Here is a 10,905-nt window from a genome sequence, read left to right as displayed (position 1 = left end):
CGGAGTTTTTCACACTGTATCATGCGATACCGTGCGCTTATGCGGTATTAACAGTCGTTTCCAGCTGTTATCCCCCAGTATGAGGCAGGTTGCCCACGCGTTACTCACCCGTCCGCCACTAAGATTTAACAAGAATCTGCCGAAGCTTCATCAGCGTTAAATCTCCGTTCGACTTGCATGTGTTAGGCACGCCGCCAGCGTTCATCCTGAGCCAGGATCGAACTCTCACGTTTAAAAGTTTAATCCGGCTAAGAACTTAAGCTTGGCTTTTCGTTCTGTCCGTTAATTTACATTTTTCTGAATTATTCTCTTGGAATCTTTCAGGGTTGCATTACTGTTTATTTGTCAAGGTTCTTAGTTCTTGCAGCTCAGCGCCGCAACTCATTCATAATAACATAGTTGAAATGCTTTGTCAAGAACTTTTTTAAACTTTTTTCAAAGTTTTTATGAAACCCGCTTAGTTCTGCGGTTTTCAGCCCCTCTCTCAAGCGGGCAAAAGTTATTATAGCAAAGCGTATATACAAATGCAACAACTTTTTTGAGAAATTTTAAAAAAATTTCCGAACACTATATATTGTGGTGAAATGCAGTTAAAACCGCAAAATAGCCCATTTGTGATCCAATATAATTTCTGCATTTATACAAAAGTGTCTCTTTTGTATAAAAACTTCGCTCAACTTTTTATTTAGTCGCAAGAAATATTCCAAGCCAGATGTTTCAAGGCTTTATTCTGTCAAGGCTTTTTTTGTTTTTTATTTTATGTAAAAAATTGTTGACAAGAATACTTTATCATTTTTATCTGAAAGATTTTTTTAGATAATTTTTTTACAAAAAGAACACATACATATCAAAACTAATATGCATGATATAAAATTTCCGGACAAACAAAAAAACGCTACTAACTGAAATCTATCAGTCAGTAACGTTTCACTTCAACGGAGAAAGCGGGATTTGAACCCGCGCACCGCGCGAACGGTCTACACCCTTAGCAGGGGCGCCTCTTCAGCCACTTGAGTATTTCTCCATGCCTGAATCCCTCTACCAAATATGGTTTGAATTCTCTTGGCTAACAGCCAAGACGCAAATGTAATTATACAAAGTCGCTTATCCTTTGTCAATTCTTTTATTCGTTTTCTTTATTATAAAGCTTATCCGCTGTTTCATAAAGGTTATTTCCCTTAGAATCAATAACTACGATTGCAGGGAATTTCTCTACTTTAAGCTTTCTGATAGCTTCTGTACCAAGATCGTCATAGGCAACAACTTCCGATTCCACTATCGCCTTTGACAAAAGCGCTCCGGCTCCGCCTATTGCCGCAAAATAAACAGATCCGTTTCTTACGATAGCGTCTGAAACCGCCTTAGATCTTTTACCTTTTCCAATCATTCCGCCAAGTCCCAGGTCAAGGAGCTTGGGCGCGTATTTATCCATTCTGCTGGCTGTTGTAGGGCCCGCAGAGCCAATTGGCCTGCCCTCTCTTGCAGGAGAAGGTCCCATATAATAGATAAGATTTCCTTTTATATCTATAGGAAGTTCTTTTCCCTCAGCAAGCGCTTCATCCATTCTCTTATGTGCCGCATCACGGGCTGTATAGATAGTTCCTGTAATATAAACCATATCGCCGGCACTGAGCTCATTTACGACCTCAGCGCTGACAGGAGCCTGTATTTCTTTATTCATGTCAATTCCTTCTCAATTCCAATTATTCTATAATCTAGCGATATCACAAAGTCACGGTAACATGCCTGTTTACGTGGCAACAGATATTAACTGCCACAGGAAGTCCCGCAATATGTGTGGCATATGTGTTTATATTCACCGCAAGAGCCGTCATCTTACCACCAAGTCCGGCAGGGCCGATTCCGGTTTTATTGATTCTCTCAAGCAGTTCTTCTTCCATAGCTTTAATATGCTCTTTGTCAGAATGGCTTCCAACAGGTCTTGTAAGCGCTTCTTTTGCCATCTCTGCACATTTTTCGAATGTACCGCCTATTCCTACACCTACAACCATAGGAGGACATGCATTGGGGCCGGCATCCTTAACAGCACGAACAACCGCTTCCTTGACGCCTTCTTCTCCGTCAGCAGGCTTTAACATAAAGACTCTGCTCATGTTCTCACTACCAAATCCCTTGGGTGCACATGTGATTGTAACTTTATCCCCCGGAACAATGTCATAATGTACGATTGCCGGTGTATTATCTTTTGTATTTACTCTGATAAGAGGATCTCCGACTACCGACTTTCTAAGGTAGCCTTCCGTATATCCCTGTCTTACGCCTTCATTTATCGCATCTCCAAGATTTCCACCCGTAAAATGAACATCCTGCCCAATCTTAAAGAAAAACACCGCCATTCCCGTATCCTGGCAGATTGGAATCTGATCGTTAGCCGCAATTTCAAGATTTTCTTCCAGTTGTGAAAAAATCTGTTTTCCAAGCTCTGAAACTTCCTCTTTCTGAGCAGACTCAAGAGCTTTTTTCATATCTTCAGAAAGTGCATAGTTCGCATCTATGCACATATTTTTAACCGCTTCGGTAATTTCCGAAACATTGATCTCACGCATTAAATATCCCCTTGTATTAACCGATTATAGTATTCTTTACCTCTACAAGCTCTTCAGCTGAAGGACTTGTGGGCTTCCACAAAATATGCTGTCCGTCGTTCTCATATCTCGGGATTACATGTAAATGGTAGTGCATAACAGTCTGACCTGCTGCCGCTCCGTTATTCTGAACAAGATTGACCCCATCGCAGTGAAGCTTCTCTTTTAACATAGAAGCTACAACCTTTCCCGTCTGAACAGCCTTGGCAAGAACATCATCGGGAATCTCAAAAAGATCTGCATAGTGCTTTTTGGGAAGTACCAGCGCATGTCCCTTTGTTGCCGGACCGTTATCAAGAATTACTCTAAAGTCCTCGTTCTCATAAATAGTATTTGACGGAATCTCTCCGTTAGCAATCTTGCAAAAGATGCAGTCACTCATTATGCCAAACCCTCCATTTTTTTGTTGTTCTTAAATATTATTATATTAACGACGCCGAGGACAACTCCCATAAGGAAGCCACCCAAATGTGCCTGAGTATTGGCACCCGGCTGTATAAAGCACGACTGAATAATGTACAATCCGAAAACGATCAGCCTGAATTTCATATTCGCAATATTTCTTTTTGATTTACCACCGGAAATAAGCCACAGTGCCAGAAAACCTACGTTTCCCATGATAGCACCGCTTGCGCCGACAGATATTCTGTCTATTCCAAAAAACTGTTCATATCCCAGGGAGAAAAAATTCCCGAATAATCCGGCCATCATATACATAAACAAATAAAACAAGTGTCCTGTATAATTCTCGATCACGCCTCCCAAAAGCACTAGCATAAACATATTGCTGGTCAGGTGATTTATATCCGCATGAAGGAACATTGAGGTAAATGTCCTAAACTTCCCCCAGTTTGAATCAATATCGGACAGCATCAAAGCACCTTTATCATAAATAATGTATCCGATATCGGTCGTGCATAATATGTACATAATAATATTTACTACTACAAGCGCAATCGTAACATACGCAGTCTTATATATTTTTCTCTGCTCTTCCCAGAACTCTTCCTGGTTCATCTGGCCCTGAGCTTCAGACATTCCTTCCGACATAACTTTCGGTTATTCCTCCATAAGTCCAAAAAGCTGATCCATACTTCTGAGAAGCTTGAAATCACCTTTCATTTTAATACTTCCATCCATAAATGCCCTCTGGAATGTAATTCTTCCGTCAAGAATGTCCTCAAAGACTCTCTGCTCTGTAGTGATCACAACATCACATTCTCCGCTTTCTCCCGCAGAACAAGTACATCTGCTGTTCTGAACATTTATTACCACAGGCTTAAGCCTTGCATTATCGGTGAAAAGAACTTTAAACACGGCATTTATACCGGCTACCGGCCTAAATGTACTCTGAAGTTTCTTAGCATACTCCTCGGAATTGCCGGCCGTAGTTTCATCTTGGCCCATCTTATCCCTAAATATGCTTGCAAGCTCCTGAAGATCTTCTTTCTGTTTTTTTACAAATCTGTCATCGGATGCATACTCAGAAAGCTGCTCCGATTCCTGAGGTGTAAGATCTATGCTGTTTGCAACGGCAACCTTGTTGATGACCGCGCGATTACTTGCGGGAAAAACAGGCATCTTCTGATTGATCGTCCTGTAAATATTCTCCGCCTTCTTATCTATAATCTTAGAATACTCAGAACTGTTCTCGAGCTTTGTGGTATCTGCAATGTATCCGCAGATTCCTTCGCAAGGAAGTCCTCCGAGCATCTCCCACGCAGCGGAAAGGCTCATCATTCCTTCTCTTTCTCCGTGAGTCGTAGACATCACAACAGGCGCCATGTAGATACTCTTAATCTTTTCCTTGTCACCGTATAACCAGCACGCATCAAGGAACTGCATCATATAGCCGCCAACTCCGAACCACTCAACCGTAGACGCCAAGATAATTCCGTCCGCATCCTTAAGCGTATTCGGAAGCGCAGTGATTCCGTTCTTCTGCTCATATAAATTATATTGCTGAACCTTTACATTAAGCTCCTGCAATACTGTTGTAATCTGAGAAATAACATACAAAGTGGGATCGTCGATAATTCCCCTTCCACCGTAATAGATATTTATCTTCATTAGAACCCCTCCAACCGGTTAAGGGTATTATAACATATATTTTTCAGAGTTATCGTAAGTCAAAGCAAATTCGACCTATCTTTATTTCATCACCCTCTTCAATAGGCACTTTCACCTTCGGTCCGAGCCTCAAACCGTTCTTGTATGTACCATTCGTCGATCCGAGATCGGAAACAACAATCTTTTCACCATCTCTGCTGAATCTGCAGTGGATTCTTGAGATGCTCATATCTTTAATAACTGTATCTACATAGCCTTCCAGTTTTCCTATCGTGATTGGAAGCTTATCAAGCGGAATCCTGAACGTCTTATCCGCATTTCTGCTGTACAGCGTCATCTCGCCCGAATCCTCTTCGGCAAGAAGCGTTGTTTCTTCAGCTGCACACGCGCTCACAGATTCTTTTTCCGAAGAAGTTATTTTGATAGGCGCTTTATATGACGCGCTGTAATCTCTATATGAAGGAGCATCGTAATAATCATCTTCGTCTTCATCATCTTCCCACGAATCTCTTTCTTCATATATTTTACGTCCTGATTTTTTCAGATCTCTGATACCTGTAAAAAGAGCCACTACCCCCGTCCCCACAGAGGCCAAAATAACTCCGACCGACAAAAGATTTTCCACTTCAGAAAGCACAAAGTTCATCCTTACGTACATGATAGCTGCAACAAGCCCTGCAAATAAGAATGCAAAGATAAATTTGCTCCGCGTTCCGAGACCACGACTTTTCTTTTCCACATACACTTCGTCTTCCTCGTCGTCATCTTCATACTCAAACTCATCAGGCTCATCAAAGCTCAGTTCACTTCTCTGCGTTTCTTCCTCCTGAACAGGCTCCTCTTTAAGCGCTTCATCTACAAGCTGCGGAAGAAGTATTCCATCTTCCTTAGAAAGCTCACACAGGTTATAAGATATTTCTATAGCCTCCTCATCATCGTGATCTATCAGATCCAGCAGCTTCTCCGTAAACTCGGCAAAAGTCTTCTTCTCTCCCTCAAACGGATAATACATAAATCTGTATTCTCCCGACGATATATTCACATATATGTTTTCCGGTGCAAAAAGAACCCCTTCCTCTCCGAGCAGATACTCGGAAAGCCCTTCAAGCATTTCTTTCAGCTCACGCAAAAAACATTTAAGATCATCCGCACTCATTCCCTTGGAAGAAAACCTGTCTTCCATACTAACCATTGAACTTACTTCATAATATAGAAGCTGCTCAAGATCGATCTTTCTGAGACTAACAGGAAGAAGCTTTTTGATCCTTCCGTTCTCCGCTATCTTTAGCTTGTATCCGCCAAGTTCTTCCTCACTCACCTCATTGCAGAAAGCGATAATATAACTGTGCTTTAAATCTCTGTAATATTTGTATTCCACTTTAGTTTCCATCCTTTAATCAAATACTCTTTGTCCGATATCTTTAAGCCTTGTCATCTTGCGTATATGTTTCACCTGTCCGAGGCACTTCGCCTTTTGCCCCGCTTTAAATTCCCATCCGGATCTTGGTTTCAAAAAATAATTTCCCATTGCTCCGGCTCTTATCCTTGCACTTGCTTCGACCTTTATTTCCTTTCCGGAAGCTCTGCTTTCTACATGTATGACAGGCTTCGTACTTCCAAAATATTTCTTTCCAAGAACTCTGTCTCTTTTTGCAAATACCGTACTTTCCGGATTATTTCCGTATCTGTCGGCATCAATACTCGCCCTAAACGCAAGGACATAACAGTCCTGCGAAAGAATGCACCTTCCGTAAAGATAATATGAAAACAAAATAAGAAGTGTTATAACGCAGACAGCCATTGGAACCACAAGCGTTGCCTCAACCGTCATATATCCTTTATATTTGCGCAATTGTTGCCACCACCATTCCCGCAGTAATAAAAGGAATAAAAGGATAACTCTTCTTTCTCTTTTCCCTTAATGCTGCGATTATCACAAGCGAAAACAAACCGCTCACAAAAAACGCGACCGTTATCCCAAGCGTGACTCTTTCAATTCCAAACGCCGGTCCCATACACAAGGTTACCATTCCGTCACCGAGTCCTATCTGCTTTCCGGTCACATAATAAAGCACAATGAGCACAACTCCTGGCAAAAGAGCTACCGCTGCACTCTCAATGTCATACGAGCCCATTGCAACCTCAAATACAGCACTCCCAACAGAAAGCGCTGCCAATATCCATATCTTCCATGAAGAAATATTCATACTTTTTATGTCTTCGACCGCTATTACAAAAAGAACGATCAATGCTACTATCTGAATAATCATAATTTACCTCTATCCGCAGTCACTGCATGGACGCCTTGCACCAACTTCCGAGATTGGAATGGTGTAGATCTTCCTTTTTAGTCCTGCGCAATCAACTCTTCCGTGATATCTGTTTCCGTAATCAGTTATAAACACATCTCCTGCCGTAATTTTCCCGGCACAGTACTCACACGGATAATATTTAGCTCTGTCATTATTCCTGAGTTTATCTATTCCCGACAAACTCGTACTCTTAACGCTCAGCTTTAGATGCCTGCAACTTATATTCCTGTGATAGACTTCGCCGTGCTCTGTGACATATACCATCTCTTCCTCGCAGGCTCCGTCTCCTCCTGATCCGATAATGTCATATCCCGTCCATGCGTGGGCATAATATCTTCCTTCCACAGGAAACTTAGTAAAACCCGCAATCGAAACCAAGGGCCTAACCTTGTAGTTAACAACAATGTCGATAATATCGCCGCCTGTCACATCAGACCTCATGTAGCCCAATCCGCCAAGCCCACCGACTATGCAGCTTTTATCAATACCGCTCCCAAGATATTCCCGCACCTTAGACGATGCATAAGCCACTGAAACAACTCCTTTGGCAACATCCATGCCACTTTCAATCACTACTGCATCTTCAGCAAAAGAAATATCAAACGCCCTAAGTGCGATTTCATTTCCCACTTGATGGAGCGCCGCTTCAAGATCTGACTGAACTTTTATAACATTGAACATCACCATGAGATTGGCAAAAAAGAAAATAAAAAGAGGAAGTACAAGTGAAGCTTCTACCGTCATGGACGCAGGTAAAGACACTCCTTTTCTCTTTCTGACCGCCCGGAAAAAAGCTTTTTTTATTTTTATATTTTTGGAATTATCAAATATTAAAGAAGTGCCTTTATCTGCCTCCCGACTACTCTTCATATCCGTACACCCTCTCTATCTTCACCTCATAACCAAAACCTGTCCCGACTGTAAGCTCGCCACAAAAAGTATCAAGGCAATGATCGATCATAAACTCTCCGTTCCCGGCAGTTCTTCGAACATCCATCTCGATAATGTCCATAAGCCTCTTCGTCTTATCTTTTAAATCCGTCATTCCAAGTTTCATCCTAAGATAATCCTTGTAATAAAGACCTTCTCCGCAATCTTTTCTCCCAAGATTTCCTCTGAAAAGAAGCATCTCTCCAAGCCCCAGTTGCCATGTTGAATCACTCTTAAAAAGAGGAACTCTCCCTCCTTCAAGAAGAATATTCACATCCGATACACTCTCCGCAAAAACCCAAGCAAAAATGATGGACCATTTGACCGGATCCTTAAACTCAGGCGCCATAAGAACCGCAGTAAGTGCACTTGCAACCGCATCCGCCTTACTTTGTTTGGAAGAACATCCAAGCATATACATCCAATTCGACGCTTGCCTCCAGAAAAATAGTGTCTGCGCCATCTTTTCAAGATTTCTGTAATCGCTGTTTTGTCCAAAAATAAGATACTCAAGCTGATACTTAAGAAGCGATTTTTCCAGTTCTCCGCCGTATCTTCCACACTTTTCACAAAGATACTCATCTATAAGAAGTTTCTCCGAAGCGGATATTTCCTCATAGTCCCTGAGCCCGGTACCTTTATTCATAGTTCGGTTCGATGCATAATTCGAAAGATCCACCGCAGCTCTCGATATGTCTATACCACCGGCCGCAAGAGACAATACACCTATTCCCCTCTGAGAATTAACGGCATCCGCAGGATTTCCCAAGCTGACTTCCTCTTCCTCACCGTCCTCGTTTATTTTTGTCGGAAGCTCCAAACTGTCAATTTCCTCCTGATTTTCACGCGCCATCTCATCTACATCAGTCGTATCAAATCCCGCACCCTTAAGCTTACCGATATTGTCATCTACATCCGTCAGCATCCCCTCTGCAGGTTCAGCCGACATGTACGCAAGAATCTGCCTGTTAAGAACCGCTCCGTCATTATCAGTCGCAAAAGAACTCCCGGTAATCCTCGCATCTTTGCAAAACGCCCGCATCATCGTGCTTGTTCCCGTCAGCCTTCCGACCGTGCTCGGTTCAAAATTTTTCTGCGCATATTTTCGTAAATGCTCTTCAGTATTTGTTATTGAATGGCTACCCGTTCCGTACGAAGTATCAACCATAAGAAGCCCATACTGCCGATACAGCTCTCTGCTATACTCAGCAAGGACAGAATTCATGGCTATATCCGCCACACATTCAGTCTTCATCTTCACAGCCCCAATCCTGGCTCCGCTGTATAGAGCCAGAATAAGAGACATGATCATCGTTATCGTAAGGGATAAAAAAACTGTCAAATATCCTTTAGTTCGTAATAACACGTGTATCTTCCCTTATTGCCTTAAAAATATCTTCTACGATTCCGGCAATCTGCTGCTTAAACACAATTACAAGTCCGATAAGAACTACGATGATAAGAATTACTTCAACCGTTCCCATTCCCGACTCATCACTCCAGAACTTGCAGATTCCCTCCTTTATCTTATTCTTGATCTTGTTTGCACCTATCATTAAATAATTCATTTTTTCTCCTCCGTTTTTTACTAAATATATTTTTTAAAAAGAAAGATATGCGGGTATCATAATGATCACCATTACAATGACCAGCATCATTATCATCGGAAGCAAAAGTTTTGTTCCCGCTTCTTCTCCAAGTTTCCTTACTCTGTCCATCTTTTCTTCAAACGCTTTTTGCGATTCTTCCTGCAAAATCTTGAGCATCTCACTGTTTCCTTTTCTGAGGTTCTGCGAAAGAAGCGTGGCAAGCCTCGTGTACTGCCTGCTCTGACATCTTATTCCAAAATTTTCATATACAGTCGCCTCAGAAACACCGCTTGAGAGCTCTCTTACCGCAACAACAATCTCTTCGTAAACATATTGCTTCTTACCGCTGCTTTTACTTTTTCTGAGATAATCCTGCGCAAGTTTTTCGAAGATATTTCTCATCGTCATACCTGCGCCAAGATAGAGAACAAGTTGCGATACCAGCTGCGGATAATCATTAAGCATCTGAAAAGCTCTGTTTTCTATGCCCTTCTTTAACTCTTTATCCTTAAGAATGTATGAAGCGGCGCCGCCTATCAGCGTTATGACAAGTATCAGAAGGCTGTTGTCTTCTACTTTTTCCTTCCAGATTATGACATCATCGTTGTAGCTTTTCGGAAGCTCAACGCTTTCTTTGTTTGCGGAACCTTCTTCCGCTTTTTTCAAAAGATCTCTAAGTTCAGAATTGATCTTCTCCTTTGGCGTAATCTCTTTCTTAAAAAGCCTCGCAGGCAGCTGCAGTTCCCAAATTCTGCCGTTGTATTTAAACTCCGCGATAAGATTTACCACAGCTCCCCCTTCGGGAATATTCTCATCTTCAAGCCTTCCGTCATAATGAATCACTTCGTAGTCATCAATGTGCCAGTCGATAATAAACGGATACCCTTCAAGTCTTTCTACAAGCTTAATATCTTCAGTCACATGATCAAAAGAATCATTGTCACCAAGAACAGTCTTCTGCAGAATTTCCGAAGCTTCTTCAAACATTTTGTCCGCTTCGCTTTCCGTATAAAGCCGCTCTCCGACAAGAATCTTCGCCTCACCTATTTCCTTTCCGTCTTCATCACTCGCAATAAGCTCTGCCTCGTACTCTCCGTCGCCGCCGTTATTTCTTTTAAGCTCCTGAGTCTTGTACACCCCGGTTCCCATCATGGTACTAAGGTACATGAGCGCAGAAAGAAAACTTCCCGCAACCGCCATGATAAGTACGATTGAAATCTTTCGGATATAATATTCAGTTTCAGCCTTTTCAACATTTTTTCTGTTACCAAGAGTTCTCAGATAACTTCTGACCTTTTCACCAAAAGAAAACCTGTCTCTTATCGGTAATCTTTTGAAAACAAAGAGCGCAATTTTCAGGAACTCACGACTAATACCTGTTTCCTCCATATCAGAAGG

Annotated in this window: 12 protein-coding genes, 1 tRNA gene and 1 rRNA gene; all 14 read right to left on the bottom strand. The window is 41.9% G+C overall.

Going from position 1 to position 10,905, the window contains the following annotated elements; all coding sequences use genetic code 11:
• Positions 1–233 (bottom strand): 16S ribosomal RNA (locus BM398_RS05870); the annotation flags it as partial.
• Between the two features lie 703 nt (positions 234–936).
• Positions 937–1,024: transfer RNA gene (locus tag BM398_RS05865), tRNA-Ser, on the bottom strand.
• 99 nt (positions 1,025–1,123) lie between these two features.
• Positions 1,124–1,681, bottom strand: a complete 558-nt coding sequence (locus BM398_RS05860; protein ID WP_026656210.1) for a Fe-S-containing hydro-lyase — start codon at positions 1,679–1,681, stop codon at positions 1,124–1,126.
• A 43-nt stretch (positions 1,682–1,724) separates the two neighbouring features.
• Entirely contained in the window at positions 1,725–2,567 is an 843-nt protein-coding gene (locus BM398_RS05855) for a fumarate hydratase (RefSeq protein ID WP_092336828.1), read from the bottom strand.
• 16 nt (positions 2,568–2,583) lie between these two features.
• Entirely contained in the window at positions 2,584–2,988 is a 405-nt protein-coding gene (locus BM398_RS05850; protein WP_026656212.1) for an HIT family protein, read from the bottom strand.
• Positions 2,988–3,656: a rhomboid family intramembrane serine protease gene (locus tag BM398_RS05845; RefSeq protein WP_092336827.1), complete on the bottom strand. Its 669-nt coding sequence runs from the start codon at positions 3,654–3,656 to the stop codon at positions 2,988–2,990. The genes BM398_RS05850 and BM398_RS05845 overlap by 1 nt, the downstream gene beginning before the upstream one ends.
• Before the next feature lie 9 nt (positions 3,657–3,665).
• Positions 3,666–4,676 carry an SCP2 sterol-binding domain-containing protein gene (locus tag BM398_RS05840; protein ID WP_092336826.1) on the bottom strand — a complete coding sequence of 337 codons (1,011 nt, stop codon included), beginning with the start codon at positions 4,674–4,676 and terminating at the stop codon, positions 3,666–3,668.
• A 49-nt stretch (positions 4,677–4,725) separates the two neighbouring features.
• On the bottom strand, positions 4,726–6,066 hold the full coding sequence (locus tag BM398_RS05835; RefSeq protein WP_092336825.1) for a DUF6382 domain-containing protein: 1,341 nt from the start codon (positions 6,064–6,066) through the stop codon (positions 4,726–4,728).
• Between the two features lie 3 nt (positions 6,067–6,069).
• Positions 6,070–6,528 (bottom strand): hypothetical protein, encoded by a 459-nt coding sequence (locus tag BM398_RS05830; protein WP_092336824.1) that lies wholly within the window; start codon positions 6,526–6,528, stop codon positions 6,070–6,072.
• Positions 6,515–6,946: a prepilin peptidase gene (locus tag BM398_RS05825; RefSeq protein WP_092336823.1), complete on the bottom strand. Its 432-nt coding sequence runs from the start codon at positions 6,944–6,946 to the stop codon at positions 6,515–6,517. The genes BM398_RS05830 and BM398_RS05825 overlap by 14 nt, the downstream gene beginning before the upstream one ends.
• Before the next feature lie 9 nt (positions 6,947–6,955).
• Positions 6,956–7,858 carry a TadE/TadG family type IV pilus assembly protein gene (locus tag BM398_RS05820; RefSeq protein ID WP_092336822.1) on the bottom strand — a complete coding sequence of 301 codons (903 nt, stop codon included), beginning with the start codon at positions 7,856–7,858 and terminating at the stop codon, positions 6,956–6,958.
• The gene (locus tag BM398_RS05815) at positions 7,848–9,284 is read right to left on the bottom strand and encodes a DUF5702 domain-containing protein (RefSeq protein WP_139233787.1); all 1,437 of its coding nucleotides are present in this window, start codon (positions 9,282–9,284) and stop codon (positions 7,848–7,850) included. Before BM398_RS05815 ends, BM398_RS05820 begins: the two co-directional genes overlap by 11 nt.
• A complete protein-coding gene (locus BM398_RS05810; protein WP_034500810.1) occupies positions 9,268–9,486 on the bottom strand; it encodes a Flp1 family type IVb pilin in 219 nt (72 codons plus the stop codon). Before BM398_RS05810 ends, BM398_RS05815 begins: the two co-directional genes overlap by 17 nt.
• Positions 9,487–9,519: 33 nt before the next feature.
• The gene (locus BM398_RS05805; protein WP_175531855.1) at positions 9,520–10,896 is read right to left on the bottom strand and encodes a type II secretion system F family protein; all 1,377 of its coding nucleotides are present in this window, start codon (positions 10,894–10,896) and stop codon (positions 9,520–9,522) included.
• Between the last annotated feature and the right edge of the window lie 9 nt (positions 10,897–10,905).

This window comes from Butyrivibrio sp. M55 (assembly GCF_900116865.1).
Taxonomy (GTDB): Bacteria; Bacillota; Clostridia; order Lachnospirales; family Lachnospiraceae; genus Butyrivibrio.
Note: the sequence above shows the minus strand (reverse complement) of the source record. Positions and strands in the feature narration are given on the sequence as shown.